Raw genomic sequence first — 16699 nt, 5'->3', positions numbered from 1 at the left:
AAACAAGTACATTTTTCTAAAATAAATGGAGGAAGTAATGAAGTTACTCCCTCCTCAATCTATATGAACGTTTAATTTGTAGTCCTAGGCAGCTACAAATTAAACGATGTTTTCAAGTATAGATTGACCAAAAAAGCGAGAAGTAAGCATGTTAAGTCTTGCTAACTTAGGTAAACACAAGTGAATATGACATTTAGAAATATAAACTGATTTACTTTCGCTTACTCCTTGGTTTCTTCTAAGATATATTATGGTAAAAATGTTGAAAATGTTCCGGTTTCCCCATTATCTTTATAGGTATAAATTATTGCACCTTGTCTATCTGTCCTTAAAACAGGAGTTTCACTGTTCTTTAATCGTTGCAAAACCTCCTCTGCTGGATGGCCATAACGGTTGTCTCTACCAACAGAAATTAAGGCTATCTTTGGGTTCAACTGGTTAATAAATTGTTCCGCTGAGGAATCTTTACTTCCGTGATGAGCCAACTTTAAAACATCGACTTTTAGATTAGGATTACGCTTTAATATTACTTGCTCAGTTTCTTGACTAATATCACCAGTAAACAGCCAATTTAACTGACCAATCCTCGCTTGCAGTACAAGTGAATTATCATTACGGTTTTTCATATCTTTAACCGGATGTAATACTTGAAACGATAAGTCTCTATAGTCTACAATCGATTGACCTCTTGCAACGTGAAATGTTGTTTTTTGTAACAATGCGTTAGGTAACATGCTTTTATCAAAAAAATCACTTGTTACAACATGGTTTACATCAAAATTTTTAAGTAGATAGGGAACACTTCCAATATGATCATGATCTGCATGGGATAAAAACATGATGTCTATTTGATCAATCCCTTTGCTATACAAAAAAGGATTAATGATTTGTTTGTACGTTTTGTCAGAAGGTGTTTGAAAGTCTTTTTTAAGTGTTCCTGCCGCATCAATCATGATGATGCCTTCTCGATATGGCAGTTCAATTACAATCGCATCTCCTTGCCCTACATCAAGCATGGTTACTGTACCATGTTCATCTATGTACGGACGAAACTCTAACCATAAAAGTAAGACGCATACTGTAGAAACGGAGATAACCATTAATTTTTTTTGATGCTTTTCAATCGAATAAAACAATACAATAAGCAAACCATAATAAATCCAAATGTACATAAGAGGTATTTTTCCTATAACGAAAGGATGAAACAAGTGGGTGTCGATCGAAGTAATGATCTGTAGCATTGGTTGATGCATGGATTGGAACAAGAAGTCCAAAAAAGTTATTGCGTTTGGGGAAATGAAACTGACGAACAATAATAGGAATAGAAACGGCATGACTAATATTGAATAATATGGGACAACCACAATATTAAGCAAGATAGCAAAAGGATTAATATAGTAAAAATGCAATAGCTGTAGTGGTAATAATGTAAACATACTAATTAAACTAATGCGTACAATCAACTTTGCTTTTGATGTTCTCCTCAACCATTTTCTTGATAAAATCAAGCTACTTGTTACAAGAAAAGAGAACTGGAATCCAAGCTGATAAATCAGTTGTTTATCAAAAAAAACACACACCAAAAATATAATGCTAACAATATCTACTACACTTCCTTGTTTGCGAAATCGCAGCATTGTCATTGCAGTAATTGTCATCAGTGATGCTCGCCAAACAGATGGGGCCCCTCCACTAATAAACGGATAGAGAAACAGAAAAATGACAATAACAGATGTAGCTTTTTCTTTTGATAAAATCGATGTTTTGACTAAGAGAAAATATAAAAGGCCAGTTATCAGCCCAACATGTAACCCTGAAATAGCCAACAGATGGGACAAATTCCAATGCTCGAAAACTGTAACGATGCGATCATCAAGCTGTTCATCAAAGCCAAAAAACAAGGCTAGTATCCAACTTGAAGTAAATTGGCTAAAAGAATCATTTACGTTATTTATTCCGATATTTCTTGTATTATATATTTTCTCTAAAGCGTTTTCCCCTTTACAAGTGAGATTGTTTGAGTCACGCAGTATTACTTGATGTGAAATTCTTTTATTCTTTAGGTATTTTTGGAAATTGAATTGACCAGGGTTTGTACTAGGTTGAGGAGATTGAGGTATTCCTTGGAGTTGGCAATCCGCCCCAGTTTTCCAAGTTTGTGACAGATTTGATCCATCATCATCAAAATATGTGACTTGAATGTTTGTTTTGTCTACAGTTTGAAAAACGAGGGAGGTTAGATTTTCCTTTCTTTCAACTGGTGAAGGAATTGTACCAGTAAAGCTATCTTGACTTAAGTCAATAGTTGTACTCACTTCTGTCGTTGAATAATATAAAGAAGTGAGTACAGTTAAGCCAATCAATAATAAAGCATGAAAAGTTTGAATTCGTTGACGCCTATATAATATGTATATCCACAAAACAATCAAGCCATATAAAAAATAACTCTTAAATGTAATTGCAATAATGGATATGGATGAAGCAATTGCAAACAGATGCCAATACCCTCTCATGAGTGACACATACCTTCTATCCTTTTAATTAAATTTTATTTTGTGGTAATAAATCAATTGATACTTGCTCTAATTCTACCTTTTCTGTGGATACACCAGCCTGTTTAAACAACTCCATTGCGTATGGATGATTTTTATAATCCGCTGCATAGTAAACTGCTTTAATTCCTGCCTGAATAATTGATTTTGTACATTGTAAACACGGAAAATGAGTCACGTATATTTCTGCGTTACTTGTTGCAACACCAAATTTAGCACATTGTAATAAAGCATTGATCTCGGCATGTACTGTTCTTACACAATGGTTATCGATCACATAACAACCTTCATCAATACAATGGTCACTTCCAGATACACTACCATTATATCCACCTGCAATAATTCGTTTATCTCGAACAATTGTTGCACCTACCATTAATCGTTCACATGTACTTCGTAAAGCTAACAGATGACTCTGCGCCATAAAATATTGATCCCAAGAAATTCTATCCACTTTAATTACCCCACTTGTTTTTTTATTCAGTTTAAGAAAAACGACAACATCCGTCAATATGATTTATGGTATTTGGATGTGAGGCTCTAATTTTTCTACTGTTTTTTGTCCGATTCCAGTAATAGATTCTAAATCGCTTACAGATTGGAAAAAACCATGCTCTTCTCTGTATTGTACAATTGCTTCCGCTTTAACAGCGCCTATTCCAGGAAGTGTTTCAATTTCCTCTTTTGTTGCTTGATTGATTTTTACTAATGAAGAGGTAGATTCAGTTGAGGAAATAGTTGAAGAGGATGTTGAGGATTGATTTGAATTGTTGTTTTTCCTAGGAACAGTGATAACCATTTCATCAAAAACTTTTTGCGCTAAATTGACACTACTCGAATCTGCTTCCTCTGAAAAACCGCCAGCAAGTAGAATGACATCTTTTACACGTTCATCTTCTGACACTTGATAAATGTCTGGATTTTCAACTTCACCTTTTACATCAACAATAATTATATTTGATGTTTCTTGATTTGTGTCGGTAGGTTCATTTACGGAGGTATCTTCTAATTGTAAATCATTGTTAGATTCTGATGATTTATCCGGGCCAAACCATTCCCACATACCTACTGAAAGAACAAGTAAAACAATACAGGAGAGTAACCAATTGTGCTTGATCCAATTTTTCACACACAACACCTACTTTATAATATTTTTCAAATCATTTTATTCATAAGAGAAATAATTCTAGAAAAGACGATGTAATCATATGAGGTAATCGGGGGGAAGTAACTGCAAGTATGGCTGATTTACATTTAACGTATATATTCTACAAAAAATAAGTAATTCCTGCATTTTTCTAAAAATATTCTGTAAAAAATAAAACGTGTATTAAACGTTTTATTTTTTACAAATAATGAATACTCTTTCTGATTCATCCGCTTGTTCAGCTGTAATCATTGTTGGATTAAAATCAGCACAGATCGTAACACTATCAAAACCAACACCTTTTAACCACGTTAGATAAGTAGCTGTAGGAAACGTTCGTTGATGATGTTGTTCGTCAAAACGATCATATTGTTCTTTATCTTTAACGAAGAATGTCATATCATGGTGCATTTCTCCAATATGTTCACCAGGCTCACAGAACCAAACATATCCCATATCTTCGTCTATTTCGGAAAAGAGATTATCTGTTAACACATTTTCAGCATATGATATGGCATGTACATCGAAAATAAACACACCGCTATCAGTGAGGGTTTCATATACATTTTTAAATACGCTTTTTATATCGCTTTCGGTTGTAATATAATTTATAACATCACAATAGCTTACTGCCACATCAAAGGTTTTACCAACATCCAATGTAGTTAAATCTTGTTGAAGCCACTGAATTTGTGTTCCCTCTTCTGCAGCATGCTGCGCTGCGATCGACAACATATCGGATGCGAAATCCACACCAGTCATTTGATAACCTTCAGCTGCTAATCGTAATGTTAGTGTTCCAGTTCCACACCCTAAGTCAATTACAGTTTTTGCATCTGGTTTGATTTGATCTAACACTTCTTTTGTAAAAGAAGCCCATTGCGCGTATGGTGCGCTATCCATAAAACGATCATAGACAGTAGCCATTTTGTTATAAACCATCGCCTCTTACCCTTCTGACGATAGCTCTAAGTCTACATGTGGAGCATCTCCCCAAAGTCGTTCTAGGTTGTAATAGTTACGCTCATCTTTATGGAAAACGTGGCAAACGACATCCCCTAAATCAACCAGAATCCATCTTGCTTGGTCAAATCCTTCCATTCTCTTAACAGTAAAATCATTTGCTTCTGCTTGCTGTTTAATTTCTCTAGCGATTGCCTGTACTTGCCTTTCATTTGAACCATCGCAGATCAAAAAATAATCTGCCATTAACGACACATCATTCATATCTAAAGCAACAATATCACTTGCTCGTTTATCGTCACAGGCTTGTGCTGCTATTTTTAAAATTTCTTTATGATTCATCTAAATAACACCTCTTATTTTTCTTTTAAAATAATTATATGCATGAAACGTATCTGGATATATTGACTGTTGTTTTTTCACTAAAAAAGCAATTGTGTTTTTTAGCGCTAAAAAACATGCTGTGTCTAAATCATGCTCTGCTTGTTGTCTTACTTCATGCAAACCAGGGAAATCTCGTCCAGGTTCAATATAATCAGCTATAAAAATAATTTTTTCAAATGTACTCATATGCGCTTTTCCTGTTGTGTGCCAATGAATACCACTTAGTATATCCGCATCTGTTATACCAATCTCTTGTTTAACTAATAAAGCACCAACTGGACCGTGCCATAGTTCTGAATGAAAGTGCAATAGATCTTTTGGTAAATTAGATTGAAGAATAATTTGCTCCATCTCTTTCACATCTCTATATTTTGCATAATCATGAAAAATAGCCGCTAATTCAACTTTGGATGAATCAACCTGATAATGCTCCGCTAATTTAATTGCTACATCGGTCACTCTAACTGTATGATCGTATCTGCTTTGAGTTAAATGTGGTTTCAGAAGCTCAAGAGCGCTCTCTCGGTTCATATAATTGATTCTCCTTTATCACTTGTCTGACAGAAGGTGGAATAAAATAAGTAACCGGTTTTCTTTCAGCTAAACGTTCACGTATCATTGTTGATGAAATATCCAAGCCTGGAATATCAATCACTTGAATTGGATAGTCTGTCTTTAATTCATATTCTGGCCGTTTTACGCCAACAAACGTGATTAAATTAACTAGTTCATCTATTCGATTCCATTTAGGCAGATATTCCACCATATCCGCACCAATAATAAAGTAAAATGAAATATCTGGGTGTTTTTGAATTAATAATTGAATCGTATCAAATGTATATGATTTCCCAGGTCGTTCTATTTCTATTGGGTTTAATAAAAAATGATCATTACTCGCTATTGCTGCTTCAACCATCGAAAGACGGTGTTTAACAGTAGTGGTCGCTTTATTTTTATGTGGTGGTTCATTTGAAGGAATGAACCACACTTCATCTAAACCTAATTCGTGATAAACCTCTTCTGCGATCACTAGATGCCCAATGTGAGGTGGATCGAACGTACCACCTAATAATCCTACTTTTTTCATATGTCACACCTTATGGCAATTCTATCGTTTTGTTTTCTACTGATTCCTTATACAAAACAATATTGTTTCCAATAATTTGTACTAATTCTGCTCCTGTACCTTGAACTAGCCCTTCAGCTACTTCATCTTTTTCTTCGATACAATTTTGAAGTATGCTAACTTTAATTAGCTCTCTTTTCTCCAAAGCTTCTTCTATTTGTACAATCATATTGTCATTCACACCAACTTTTCCAACTTGAAAAATTGGACGTAAGCGATTTGCTTTTGCTCGTAAAAATCTTTTTTGTTTTCCTGTTAACATATTAGTCATCCTTTATTCATTGTTTTTCTAGCTCTTTCATTAATTCTGTTACAGTAACTGTTTGTCCTGACCATTTTTGAAACGCTAACTTCGCTTGATATAAAAGCATCGTATGACCACGATGAATTCTTGCCCCTTTGTCTTTGGCTTGTTGTAAAAACGTTGTCGTTAAAGGTTGATAGACAATATCACTAACAACGCTAGTATCTGTTAGTTTTTCTAATGAAAGAACGGACAAGTCTTCGTTTGTTCCTACAGATGTTGTTTGTACGATAAGATCATAGTTGTTTACCTTTATTTCAGCTTCTGCAAATGTAAAACAATCGGTTTCAATCTCTTCTCTTTGGTTAAGGTCTTTTAATGCTATTGCTTTTTCCATTGTACGATTTGCAATATCGATTTTTTGAAAATCTTGTTGGCAAAGCGCATAAAAAATACCTCTAGCAGCTCCACCAGCCCCAAGGATTAACACTTTTTTATCACCAGTAAATAATCCTGGGTATTGATCTTTTACTGCTTGAACGTATCCTAATCCGTCTGTATTATACCCTATCCATTTATTATTCTCAAAAACAACCGTGTTAACTGCACCAATTTGCTTTGCATAACTATCTAACTCATCTAAGTAAGGGATGATTGTTTGTTTATAAGGAACCGTTACATTAAAACCTTTTAATCCACCGCATTTCATTTCTTCAACAACTTCAGAGAATTTATCTCCACTCGTTTCATACAGTTGATATTGTCCCTCTTGATTAATTTGTTCAAGAAAATGTTTATGAATCCACGGGGACAATGAATGCTGAATTGGATAACCAATTAATCCTAATTTCATTTTATCCCTCCCTAATTTTCTTTAAATAATCGCATCTCGAAAAGCTGGAGCTACTGTTTTCGGTGTATGAATAGAAACAGTTGCTGGCTCACCGGACAACGTAATCCAACCAAGACCAGGTATGACAATATCTTTTTTGTCTCCAGTAATTTTAAATGTGTGTGTAGACCAATCTGGTAATTGTGACAGATTTTCTTTGCTTGGTGGAGCAAGTAACTCCCCTTTATGTGATTCATACAATGCATCAGCATTTTCCAGCTTTGTCCGATGAATTGATAGCTGATTGGCGAAATAACAAACAAATGGTTGTTTCTCACCTTTAATAAAATCAATTCTTGCTAATCCACCAATAAATAAGGTTTGACCCGATTGAAGCTGATGAACAATTGGCTTTATTTCCTTCGTAGGAGTGATTAATTTCAAGTCTTTATTTGAAATATAATGTGCCATTTGTCCTCGATTGATTACGCCAGGCGTATCAAACAGTGCGGTATTTTCATCTAATGGTATTTCAATAAATCCTAACGTTGTTCCAGGAAAATACGACGTTGTAATCGCATCCTTTGTTCCTGTAGTTTCATTGATTAAGCGATTAATGAATGTTGACTTCCCAACGTTTGTACAACCGACAACATATACATCATTCGCATTTCGGTAATGTTCAATAGCATGTTTAACTTCTTCCATTCCTTTACCTTTAGCAGCAGAAATTAAATACACGTCCTGTACCACCAAGCCTAAATCAGCAGCTGTTTTTTTCATCCAGTGCTTTAATCGATTTAAATTCGTTGATTTAGGTAACAAATCTACTTTGTTTCCTATTAAGATAATCGGGTTTTTACCAGTTAGTCGATGCATACTCTTAATAAAGCTACCACTGAAATCAAAAATATCTACAATCTTAACAATTAACCCTTTTGATTGACCGATTTGACTAATCATATCCAAAAAATCTTGATCGGTATATGAAACATCCTGCACTTCATTATAATGCTTTAGTCGAAAACATCGCTGACAAATGACCGTTTCATTCGTTAATGCAGAACTAGGAGCATATCCTGGTTCCTGTTTATCCTTTGTTTGGATACCTACACCACAACCTTGACAATACGTTACTCTTTCCATGTAATTAATCCTTTCCTTCTCATCCAGCTTAATATTCTACGTTCCACGCGACGATTAAATTTTGTCCAGAACCCATCCGTTTGAACAATTGGTACGACAAGTATAGTGTAAAAACCAGCACTATTACCGCCTAACACATCCGTCATTAATTGATCACCGATTACTACAATTTCATCTTTAGATAACTCCATTTGTTTAGACGCTTTTTTAAAAGCTTTTGTTAATGGTTTACGCGCACTGTAAACGAATGGGGTTTTCAATGGTTCCGAAAACAACTTCACTCGTTTCTCGTTATTATTAGATATAATCGTAACACGAATACCGTTATCTTCCATCTGTTTAAACCATTGTATAATTTCTGGAGTAGCATCAGCTACATCCCACGCAACCAACGTATTATCCAAATCCGTAATAATTCCTTTGATTCCTTTTTCTTTTAACATCGCTGGTGTTATTTCAAAAACATCTTGTACATGTTGATTGGGTAAAAACCTTTTTAACACGACTTAACTCACCTCAGTATTCTATAACATCATTTCCACCTATTCATCATAAACAATTTATACCGTTCTTTCAAAACTAATTGTGTAAAAAACAGCAAAAAAATTATTTTATGCATCTTTTTAAGAAAAAACCGTATAAATCGTTCGACAATTTCTCTCTTTTTTCAACATGTGGATAAGTTTATCAACAAAATAATACTCTTTAAATCAATCTTTTTTTTAATTTTTGAACACTTTATTCACAAGTTATCTACAGGTGCATGTAGATAACTAATCGCTTGTATCTATAAATTTATTTTGCTACTGTTATGTTAACCTATTTCATCAGCATATGAAAACGACTTATACAAATTCTATCAAATAATAATGGAGGTTAGATCATGCAAAATTTATCAGATGAATTATTAGTTGAGTCTTACTACAAAGCCAATGAATTACAATTAAACCCTGACTTCATTCATTTGATTGAGCAAGAGATGCGTAAAAGATCCATTAAAACTGATTATATAAATCAAAACATTAGCTAAATCTAATCGATAAAAACATATTGATCATGGACAGACACAATTCTTCAAGCACAATCATAAAGTTAAGTATAGGCTATGGCCCAAATACTTTATGGAGGTGCATCTATGTCTGTAGTTTTAAGTGCACTTGCCTTTATTATGAAGGATGTACTTTTTTTTGTTTCATACGTTAAAAACCACGCTTTCCCGCAACCGCTCAAGCCAAAAGAGGAACAAATACAAATCCAAAAGATGCAAGAAGGTGATGAGGAGGCAAGAAATAAGCTGATTGAACATAATTTGCGTCTAGTTGCCCATATAGTAAAAAAATTCGAAAACACCGGCGAAGATACAGAAGATCTAATTTCTGTTGGAACAATCGGCCTAATAAAAGGAATTGAGAGTTATTCAGCAGGTAAAGGAACAAAGTTAGCAACTTATGCTGCGAGATGTATAGAGAACGAAATATTAATGCATTTACGTGCACTAAAAAAAACAAAGAAAGATGTATCTTTGCAAGATCCCATCGGACAGGATAAGGAAGGAAACGAAATTAGTTTAATTGATATTTTAGAAGCCGAGAATGAAGATATCGTTGAATTTATCCAACTAAACATGGAAGTTGAAAAAATAAAACAATACTTAAACATATTGGATAAAAGAGAAAAACAGGTAATTATTAGTAGATATGGCCTCTCAAACGAAGATGAACTAACACAGCGGGAAATAGCAAGAAGACTAAACATATCACGCAGCTATGTATCACGGATTGAAAAACGTGCTCTCATGAAAGTTTTTCATGAGTACTATCGTAAAGAAAAATAACCACACTAACATCAAAATTCAGTTACTTTCTAATTTCACTCATCAAAATATATGTAAATATGGAACAAATACAAATATAAAGTTGCATTTGTTCCATATTCTTCACCCTATTTACATGACATCGTTTTTATGACTCAACCTATTTATCTTCATTGCAAAAAAACATGCTCCCAATAAACATAACACCAGTAAATAAACAATGAAGCTGGTATGTTCTGTTGTTTGTCTTATATATAATTGAATTAACATTCCGGCATACAAATATGCACTTAAAATGAGAAGCACAAAAGTAAAGCGGCTATAATCAATTACTCGATCTATGATCGCTTGCTCCATGTTGCCTCCCCTTTCTATTATGATATAAAACTATCATAACATGGTAAAGGCAACTAGTTACCTGGTAATTCATTCATTTTAGAGCTACATTTTTTGTAGTACTTTTATAATTAATTCTGAGGCATGTTTTGCTGCTGTTTGCAAAAATGCATCAAATGAAATAGACGATTCTTTACCAGCAATATCTGACAAAGCTCTAATAACAACAAATGGTGTTTCGTATTGATGACAAACTTGTGCAATGGCAGCAGCTTCCATCTCCGCAGCAATAAGATTAGGGAAGGTCTCTCTAACAAATGCCACTCTATTGGAATCACTCATAAAAGAATCACCCGTCGCAATTAATCCGCGCTTACATTGATTCAAATCGGTAAAATCATTAATCGCTGCTTCTGTATATTCCATTAATTGTTCATTCGCTAAATAACGTGCTGGCATACCAGGAACTTGGCCATAAACATAATCAAAAGCAGTCACATCTACATCATGATGTGTTACCTCATTGCCGATTACTAAATCACCAACCTGTAATTTTTCATCAAAACCACCAGCTGAGCCTGTGTTAATAATATGGCTTGGCTTATATCGCTCGTGTAATATAGTAGTTGCCATCGCGGCGTTTACTTTACCTATACCTGATTGTAAAAGAACAATATCTTTATTTTCTAATTCACCTTCAATAAATCTACAGTTAGCGATCGTTACCTCATCGTGTATTGTCATTTTATTTCTTAATAATGTTATTTCCTCATCCATTGCACCTATAATACCTATTTTCAATTTAGACTCTCCTCTATTCTTCAGTTGATTCTTCTTCGGATGATTCATCTGAATTGAATCGGTGTCTCTGATCATTTTCTTTTAATTCATCCACTCTTTGAGGCTGCCATCCTTCATTTTCAATCCAAGATAAATACACACGGTAATGTTCAGATTCTGCCTTATTTGAAAATGTTGCAACTACCTTTTGCGGACCATCACCTGATACCCATAAATAAGACATGTCTTCTTGTGTGACACCTGTAGCCAAAGTAGCAGCTTCCATCATTTCCTCCCAGTCCTGTGATTCCTGTTCCCAAGAAATTTCATGAGGTCCTGATTGCTCAGTCGGTATAGGGCTCCAATCTCCAGTATATGCATTCACCACTAGCTCATCATCGGTTTCCACTTTTTCTAATTTTACATTTGAATTAGAATTAGCTTCTGCTTCATCATTACGAATGGTTGACTCTTCATCTGATTGTTCTTTATCAGCGTTATCTTTATCTTCTAATCCGTCAATATCCGATTGGTTTGCTTGCTCTGTTTGTTCACTGTCTTGTACTGGCTGTTGATCATTTTGAGCAGATTGTTCTTCTGCAGGATCACCAGTTATTAATTGAACAGTAAAAAACAACAAGAGAATCACTGCTGCACTAATACTAAATATAATAAGTAATTTTTTGTTTTTTCGACGTTTTTCAAAACGATTTGTTCTACTTAAATGGTAATCATATTCTTCCGGCATATTTCTCCCTCCCTGATTATTATTATTTTAGTTAGAGTAATCTAACTTCTTTATACTATGCTTGTCCTATCCATAAAGAACGCTTATTAACGTTATTCATACTTATGGATAAAAGAACTTGGCAATATGCCAAGTTCTTAATTAGTCAACACTTATAATTTTAACATGCATGTCTCCAGCAGGTGTCGGTACAGTCACTTCATGACCAATTTCACAGCCAAGTAAGCTTTTAGCGATTGGTGAATCATTCGATATTTTCCCCTCGAAAGGATCAGCCTCTGCACTACCTACAATCATATAGGTTTCCTCGTCACCATCAGGTAATTCTTTAAAGGTAACTGATTTTCCTAATGAAACGACATTAGGATTTTGATCATTATTTTCGATAATAACCGCATTACGGATCATGTTTTCGACTTGGCCAATTCTAGATTCCACAAAAGCTTGTTCATCTTTTGCTGCATCATATTCAGAGTTCTCAGATAGGTCACCAAAGTCTCTAGCAACTTTAATCCGTTCTACCACTTCTTGACGTTTTATTGTTTTCAAATCATGTAATTCTTTTTCTAATTTTTCTTTACCTTCTTGTGTCATATAATAGCTTTTTTCTATAGCCATAAGTTACACTCCTTTAATCCAAACCTTTTTCAAGTATTTTTCTGATATTTATTCTTACAAAGAAAGAAATATACCTATTCACTTATTGAAAAGTAAACGGTTAATAAATGTACTAACCAATACTATGGCAGATTTTAGAGAATTTTTCAATAGTTAGTTTATTAAGTACTAGTTATTTTCTTTTCGATTTAAAATCGTTTGAATTTTTGTCGCCATCAAATCAATTGCAACATGATTTTCTCCGCCCTCAGGAATAATTATATCTGCATAACGCTTTGTTGGCTCAACGAACTGTAAATGCATTGGACGAACGACATTAATATATTGGTCGATCACAGAATCAATTGTTCTCCCTCTTTCTTTTATATCTCTAAGCAGTCGGCGGATAATTCTAACATCTGCATCTGTATCTACATACACCTTAATATCCATTAGATCAACTAACCGTGGGTCTTCTAAAATAAGTATTCCCTCTAAAATAATTACTTCTTTCGGCTCAACTTCTAACACGTCTTTAGATCTCGTATGACGTTTGTAATCATAGATTGGTTTTTCAATTGCTTGATGCTGAATCAATTGATTGACATGTTCGATTAACAAATCGTTATCAAAAGCAAAGGGATGATCATAGTTTGTTTGTAATCTCTCCTCAAAAGGTAGATGTGATTGGTCTTTGTAATAATAATCTTGTTCAAGCACCAAAATGGTCTTGTCTGCAAATCGTTGACAAATTGATCGAGTGACAGACGTTTTACCTGAACCTGAACCACCCGCTACACCAATTATAATAGGTTTCTCTTTCATTATCTTTCATACCCCTTTACTAATCTGTTGTATTTTGTTTTCTTGTTGTAATAGCTACTCCATCACCTATCGGAATAATAGATGTATGATAGTCCGAATGGCTAGTTAACCATTGATTATATGCTTTAATCTTATTTACTAAATTATTCTTTCTTTTCACATCGGATATTTCTTCTGATGCTACCAAACCTTTAAATAGTACATTATCCGATATAATGATCCCGTCATTTGCAAGCATAGGTGCATACAATTCAAAAAAGCGTTTATATTGTCCTTTTGCTGCATCAACAAACAGTACATCATAAGGTCCTTCATTTCTAACTATTTCTTCGCTTTCTAGAGCATCACCAAATATGACTTTGATTTTATTTGCTTGATCATATTTTTCTAAATTAATAAGTGCTTGTTTATAACGCGCTTCATCACGTTCAATGGTTATAATCGATGTTTGTGGGTACGCTTCAAGCATTCTTAATGCTGAATACCCGATAGCAGTGCCAATTTCTAAAATTTTTTTCGGTTGCTTTATTCTTATTAGTTGCGTTAAAAAATCAATTCCTAGCGGTTCCATAATTGGCACTTGATTAAGAGTCGCATACGTCTCAAGTTCTTTAATCCATTCAGGTGTTTCTTTTAATAAACTTTCTAAATACTTGCTATTCATTTCTGTCATTCATCCTATCTCTATAGTATATACCTATCAACTTAATGCTCACTAGGATAGAAAATAAGGGAAACTCGTTTAAAGTCTCCCTTTTTAAATTATTTACTTCGTCTTAGATGTTCTTGTACTAACTGCTTATGTCTGTCATACGTTTCAGCATAATAAACCTCTCCATCTGGCGCAGCAACAAAGTATAGGTAATTTGTTGACTCAGGGTCTAGCACTGCATCAAGTGAGTTTTCACCAAAATTGGATATAGGACCAGGTGTTAATCCTTTATTTTGATAAGTATTATAAGGTGATTCTACCTCTAAGTCTTTGTATAATACTCGATCCTTATGCTCACCTAACGCGTATAACACGGTTGGATCTGTTTGAAGAATCATATCTTTATTCAAACGATTAAAGAAGACACCGGCAATACGTTCCCGATCTTCTTGGGTTCTAGCTTCTTTTTCAACTAGTGAAGCTAATGTTAATACCTCATGTACACTATATTCTTTTACCTTATCTATTTGTGGTGAGTAATCCATTACTACTTGCTGCGTTTTCTCTAGCATATCATGAATAATACTATCGATAGATGGATTCTTTTCATAAAATTGATAGGTAGCAGCAAATAAATACCCTTCTAAAGGATAGCGTATATCCTCTGCTAAAATCTTATCAGATAAAATTTCAGGATATGCATCAATCAATTGTTTGATGTATTCTTGATCTTTCATTTTTTTCATAAATTCATCTGCATCAATCTCTGCATTCGTTTCATAGAGTTGAGCTATCTCTTCTAAAGTTTTTCCTTCTGGTATCGTCACACTAAACACAGGATCTTGCATAATAACACCTGTTTGTATTTTATCAGTGATCTCCTTTAATGACATTGAAGGAGAAAGTTGATATTCCCCAGCTTGGAATTGTGACGCGTTATTAAACTTAACATAAAAGCGATAAATTAAATCATTCGAAATGATCCCATTATCTTCTAAAATACTAGCAATTTGTGAAGTAGAAGATCCTAACGGTATTGTTACTGTTTTCGTTGATTCATCAGATGGATCTACTGGTTCAAGTCCATTTTTAACATAAAAATATCCAGAGGTTCCTCCAACAACGATTACTATCGACAATAGCAATAATAGGCCGAAAACAATCTTCCTTACGGTACTAGCTTCTTTACATCGCTTCAAAAAGTTTTCTTTTTTCATTTGTTCATGTGTTTGATTATTATCGTTATGCATTTCTGCTTTGTTATTTTGTTCATGATCAGACGTGGACATCTTGATTCCTCCCTTCACCCGCTATATTATACTACAACATTCCACATAATTTCTATGTAATTTTAAAAACTTTGTATTTTATCGGCATTTAACGCATTTTTAATTCAAAATAATATTTTCTATGAGCAATACTTATAAAGCGTGGTGAAACTAGTAAGAAAAATTAAATAAAAAAGCAGAAGGTGTTTGCCCTCTGCTTCATAGGTTATTCCATTTCGTCTGTTAATGTATTTAGCATTTCTTCAACCATTTGCCATTCTTCTTCTGTTTCAATTTGGAATAATGCTAAATCATCTTCATTTTCTTTGTCTTCATAACGGAATGCAAATACTTCTACTTCTTCATCATCTTTTTGTTCAACTGGAACAACAGCGATGTAAGATTGACCATTTTCGTCAATGTCAAATGTAAAAAGCACTTCAAATAAATGCTCTTCTCCATTTTCGTCAGGAATAATAATACGTTCTTTTTCTTCTAAAGCCATAGTTAGCCTCCTAATTTTGATTAGCATCAAGATAACCTTGTAAGATCATCACTGCTGCCATCTTATCAATTACTTTTTTTCTTTTTTTTCTACTAACATCTGCTTCTAAAAGCACACGTTCAGCTGCCATAGTTGACAAACGTTCATCCCAAAGGATCGTTGGTATATTAAACTGCTCTTCGATATACGATGCAAAGTGCTGTGACATTTCTGCCCTTTCACCTATTGTACCATTCATATTTTTCGGTAATCCAACAATAACTTTAGATATTTCATGTTGTTGAATAATGAGCGCTAATTCGTCTTTAGCAGTTTGATAGTCATTCTCGTCCCACCGTATGGTTTTAAGACCTTGGGCTGTCCAACCCATTGCATCGCTGACAGCCACTCCAATCGTCTTAGAACCAACATCTAAACCCATCTTTTTCATATTAGTCCTCTTTATGTTTTTGCAAATAGAAGGTAACCAGTTCTTCTATAAGCTCATCTCTTTCCACTCGTCGTATTAAATTTCGTGCATCTTTATATCTCGGAATATAGGCTGGATCACCTGATAGTAAATAACCAACAATTTGATTAATTGGATTATAACCTTTCTCATGCAGTGCTTCATATACTGTTAGTAGTACAGCATTTATATTTTCTTCAAAAGGTTCTTCAGAGAAGTTAAATTTCATTGTTTTATCCATTGACCCCATAATAGCACCCGCCTTTATCCATATATTATCTTTGTTCATGCAATCATCATAACATAAATGACTGCTTGTTTAATAATTATACC

22 protein-coding genes and 1 pseudogene are annotated in these 16699 nt (G+C 34.1%); 2 read left to right on the top strand and 21 right to left on the bottom strand.

Going from position 1 to position 16699, the window contains the following annotated elements:
* Positions 1 to 248 precede the first annotated feature (248 nt).
* The 11 genes and pseudogenes from HP569_RS07370 to HP569_RS07320 form a co-directional block, all read right to left on the bottom strand.
* Positions 249 to 2513, bottom strand: coding sequence for a DNA internalization-related competence protein ComEC/Rec2 (locus HP569_RS07370; RefSeq protein ID WP_246366989.1), 2265 nt, complete (start codon positions 2511 to 2513; stop codon positions 249 to 251).
* Between the two features lie 31 nt (positions 2514 to 2544).
* Positions 2545 to 3006 (bottom strand): annotated as a pseudogene (locus HP569_RS07365) (ComE operon protein 2); the annotation flags it as partial.
* A gap of 63 nt (positions 3007 to 3069) precedes the next feature.
* Positions 3070 to 3681: a helix-hairpin-helix domain-containing protein gene (locus HP569_RS07360; RefSeq protein WP_182200522.1), complete on the bottom strand. Its 612-nt coding sequence runs from the start codon at positions 3679 to 3681 to the stop codon at positions 3070 to 3072.
* A gap of 210 nt (positions 3682 to 3891) precedes the next feature.
* Complete coding sequence (locus HP569_RS07355) at positions 3892 to 4641, bottom strand: class I SAM-dependent DNA methyltransferase (protein ID WP_182200521.1); 750 nt, start codon at positions 4639 to 4641, stop codon at positions 3892 to 3894.
* 6 nt (positions 4642 to 4647) lie between these two features.
* Positions 4648 to 5004, bottom strand: a complete 357-nt coding sequence (gene rsfS / locus HP569_RS07350) for a ribosome silencing factor (protein ID WP_182200520.1) — start codon at positions 5002 to 5004, stop codon at positions 4648 to 4650.
* The gene (gene yqeK / locus HP569_RS07345; protein WP_182200519.1) at positions 5005 to 5577 is read right to left on the bottom strand and encodes a bis(5'-nucleosyl)-tetraphosphatase (symmetrical) YqeK; all 573 of its coding nucleotides are present in this window, start codon (positions 5575 to 5577) and stop codon (positions 5005 to 5007) included. It abuts the gene before it with no gap.
* A complete protein-coding gene (locus tag HP569_RS07340) occupies positions 5555 to 6133 on the bottom strand; it encodes a nicotinate-nucleotide adenylyltransferase (RefSeq protein ID WP_182200518.1) in 579 nt (192 codons plus the stop codon). Before HP569_RS07340 ends, yqeK begins: the two co-directional genes overlap by 23 nt.
* 10 nt (positions 6134 to 6143) lie before the next feature.
* On the bottom strand, positions 6144 to 6434 hold the full coding sequence (yhbY, locus tag HP569_RS07335; RefSeq protein ID WP_182200517.1) for a ribosome assembly RNA-binding protein YhbY: 291 nt from the start codon (positions 6432 to 6434) through the stop codon (positions 6144 to 6146).
* A gap of 16 nt (positions 6435 to 6450) precedes the next feature.
* Entirely contained in the window at positions 6451 to 7269 is an 819-nt protein-coding gene (gene aroE, locus HP569_RS07330) for a shikimate dehydrogenase (protein WP_182200516.1), read from the bottom strand.
* A 21-nt stretch (positions 7270 to 7290) separates the two neighbouring features.
* Complete coding sequence (yqeH, locus tag HP569_RS07325; RefSeq protein ID WP_182200515.1) at positions 7291 to 8394, bottom strand: ribosome biogenesis GTPase YqeH; 1104 nt, start codon at positions 8392 to 8394, stop codon at positions 7291 to 7293.
* Positions 8382 to 8897: a YqeG family HAD IIIA-type phosphatase gene (locus tag HP569_RS07320; protein WP_182200514.1), complete on the bottom strand. Its 516-nt coding sequence runs from the start codon at positions 8895 to 8897 to the stop codon at positions 8382 to 8384. Before HP569_RS07320 ends, yqeH begins: the two co-directional genes overlap by 13 nt.
* 380 nt (positions 8898 to 9277) lie before the next feature.
* Between HP569_RS07320 and HP569_RS07315 the strand changes: the two genes are divergently transcribed.
* Complete coding sequence (locus HP569_RS07315; protein ID WP_182200513.1) at positions 9278 to 9424, top strand: sporulation histidine kinase inhibitor Sda; 147 nt, start codon at positions 9278 to 9280, stop codon at positions 9422 to 9424.
* Positions 9425 to 9529: 105 nt separating this feature from the next.
* The gene (gene sigK / locus HP569_RS07310) at positions 9530 to 10228 is read left to right on the top strand and encodes an RNA polymerase sporulation sigma factor SigK (protein WP_182200512.1); all 699 of its coding nucleotides are present in this window, start codon (positions 9530 to 9532) and stop codon (positions 10226 to 10228) included.
* Positions 10229 to 10339: 111 nt separating this feature from the next.
* On the opposite strand, the gene HP569_RS07305 is transcribed toward sigK, so the two are convergent.
* The 10 genes from HP569_RS07305 to HP569_RS07260 form a co-directional block, all read right to left on the bottom strand.
* Entirely contained in the window at positions 10340 to 10564 is a 225-nt protein-coding gene (locus HP569_RS07305) for a YrhC family protein (RefSeq protein WP_182200511.1), read from the bottom strand.
* 84 nt (positions 10565 to 10648) lie between these two features.
* Positions 10649 to 11344: a 5'-methylthioadenosine/S-adenosylhomocysteine nucleosidase gene (gene mtnN, locus HP569_RS07300; RefSeq protein WP_182200510.1), complete on the bottom strand. Its 696-nt coding sequence runs from the start codon at positions 11342 to 11344 to the stop codon at positions 10649 to 10651.
* A gap of 13 nt (positions 11345 to 11357) precedes the next feature.
* The gene (locus HP569_RS07295; RefSeq protein ID WP_182200509.1) at positions 11358 to 12071 is read right to left on the bottom strand and encodes a DUF1510 family protein; all 714 of its coding nucleotides are present in this window, start codon (positions 12069 to 12071) and stop codon (positions 11358 to 11360) included.
* A 141-nt stretch (positions 12072 to 12212) separates the two neighbouring features.
* Complete coding sequence (greA, locus tag HP569_RS07290; protein ID WP_182200508.1) at positions 12213 to 12689, bottom strand: transcription elongation factor GreA; 477 nt, start codon at positions 12687 to 12689, stop codon at positions 12213 to 12215.
* Between the two features lie 168 nt (positions 12690 to 12857).
* Complete coding sequence (udk, locus tag HP569_RS07285) at positions 12858 to 13493, bottom strand: uridine kinase (protein ID WP_182200507.1); 636 nt, start codon at positions 13491 to 13493, stop codon at positions 12858 to 12860.
* A gap of 19 nt (positions 13494 to 13512) precedes the next feature.
* Complete coding sequence (locus tag HP569_RS07280) at positions 13513 to 14166, bottom strand: O-methyltransferase (protein WP_182200506.1); 654 nt, start codon at positions 14164 to 14166, stop codon at positions 13513 to 13515.
* A gap of 89 nt (positions 14167 to 14255) precedes the next feature.
* Entirely contained in the window at positions 14256 to 15434 is a 1179-nt protein-coding gene (mltG, locus tag HP569_RS07275; RefSeq protein ID WP_182200505.1) for an endolytic transglycosylase MltG, read from the bottom strand.
* 205 nt (positions 15435 to 15639) lie between these two features.
* Positions 15640 to 15918 carry a DUF1292 domain-containing protein gene (locus HP569_RS07270; protein ID WP_182200504.1) on the bottom strand — a complete coding sequence of 93 codons (279 nt, stop codon included), beginning with the start codon at positions 15916 to 15918 and terminating at the stop codon, positions 15640 to 15642.
* Between the two features lie 10 nt (positions 15919 to 15928).
* Positions 15929 to 16348, bottom strand: coding sequence for a Holliday junction resolvase RuvX (gene ruvX, locus HP569_RS07265; RefSeq protein WP_182200503.1), 420 nt, complete (start codon positions 16346 to 16348; stop codon positions 15929 to 15931).
* A 1-nt stretch (position 16349) separates the two neighbouring features.
* On the bottom strand, positions 16350 to 16616 hold the full coding sequence (locus HP569_RS07260) for an IreB family regulatory phosphoprotein (RefSeq protein WP_182200573.1): 267 nt from the start codon (positions 16614 to 16616) through the stop codon (positions 16350 to 16352).
* Positions 16617 to 16699 lie beyond the last annotated feature (83 nt).

It is taken from the genome of Paraliobacillus salinarum, from assembly GCF_014083865.1.
GTDB classification, from domain to species: domain Bacteria; phylum Bacillota; class Bacilli; order Bacillales; family Amphibacillaceae; genus Paraliobacillus; species Paraliobacillus salinarum.
Note: the sequence above shows the minus strand (reverse complement) of the source record. Positions and strands in the feature narration are given on the sequence as shown.

Bases quoted from the DNA above. Each gene is read 5' to 3' on its own strand.
- HP569_RS07370 (WP_246366989.1), bottom strand. From the start codon at position 2,513: ATGAGAGGGTATTGGCATCTGTTTGCAATTGCTTCATCCATATCCATT.
- HP569_RS07355 (WP_182200521.1), bottom strand. From the start codon at position 4,641: ATGGTTTATAACAAAATGGCTACTGTCTATGATCGTTTTATGGATAGC.
- rsfS (WP_182200520.1), bottom strand. From the start codon at position 5,004: ATGAATCATAAAGAAATTTTAAAAATAGCAGCACAAGCCTGTGACGAT.
- yqeK (WP_182200519.1), bottom strand. From the start codon at position 5,577: ATGAACCGAGAGAGCGCTCTTGAGCTTCTGAAACCACATTTAACTCAA.
- HP569_RS07340 (WP_182200518.1), bottom strand. From the start codon at position 6,133: ATGAAAAAAGTAGGATTATTAGGTGGTACGTTCGATCCACCTCACATT.
- yhbY (WP_182200517.1), bottom strand. From the start codon at position 6,434: ATGTTAACAGGAAAACAAAAAAGATTTTTACGAGCAAAAGCAAATCGC.
- aroE (WP_182200516.1), bottom strand. From the start codon at position 7,269: ATGAAATTAGGATTAATTGGTTATCCAATTCAGCATTCATTGTCCCCG.
- yqeH (WP_182200515.1), bottom strand. From the start codon at position 8,394: ATGGAAAGAGTAACGTATTGTCAAGGTTGTGGTGTAGGTATCCAAACA.
- HP569_RS07315 (WP_182200513.1), top strand. From the start codon at position 9,278: ATGCAAAATTTATCAGATGAATTATTAGTTGAGTCTTACTACAAAGCC.
- sigK (WP_182200512.1), top strand. From the start codon at position 9,530: ATGTCTGTAGTTTTAAGTGCACTTGCCTTTATTATGAAGGATGTACTT.
- HP569_RS07305 (WP_182200511.1), bottom strand. From the start codon at position 10,564: ATGGAGCAAGCGATCATAGATCGAGTAATTGATTATAGCCGCTTTACT.
- HP569_RS07295 (WP_182200509.1), bottom strand. From the start codon at position 12,071: ATGCCGGAAGAATATGATTACCATTTAAGTAGAACAAATCGTTTTGAA.
- greA (WP_182200508.1), bottom strand. From the start codon at position 12,689: ATGGCTATAGAAAAAAGCTATTATATGACACAAGAAGGTAAAGAAAAA.
- udk (WP_182200507.1), bottom strand. From the start codon at position 13,493: ATGAAAGAGAAACCTATTATAATTGGTGTAGCGGGTGGTTCAGGTTCA.
- HP569_RS07280 (WP_182200506.1), bottom strand. From the start codon at position 14,166: ATGACAGAAATGAATAGCAAGTATTTAGAAAGTTTATTAAAAGAAACA.
- mltG (WP_182200505.1), bottom strand. From the start codon at position 15,434: ATGTCCACGTCTGATCATGAACAAAATAACAAAGCAGAAATGCATAAC.
- HP569_RS07270 (WP_182200504.1), bottom strand. From the start codon at position 15,918: ATGGCTTTAGAAGAAAAAGAACGTATTATTATTCCTGACGAAAATGGA.
- ruvX (WP_182200503.1), bottom strand. From the start codon at position 16,348: ATGAAAAAGATGGGTTTAGATGTTGGTTCTAAGACGATTGGAGTGGCT.
- HP569_RS07260 (WP_182200573.1), bottom strand. From the start codon at position 16,616: ATGGGGTCAATGGATAAAACAATGAAATTTAACTTCTCTGAAGAACCT.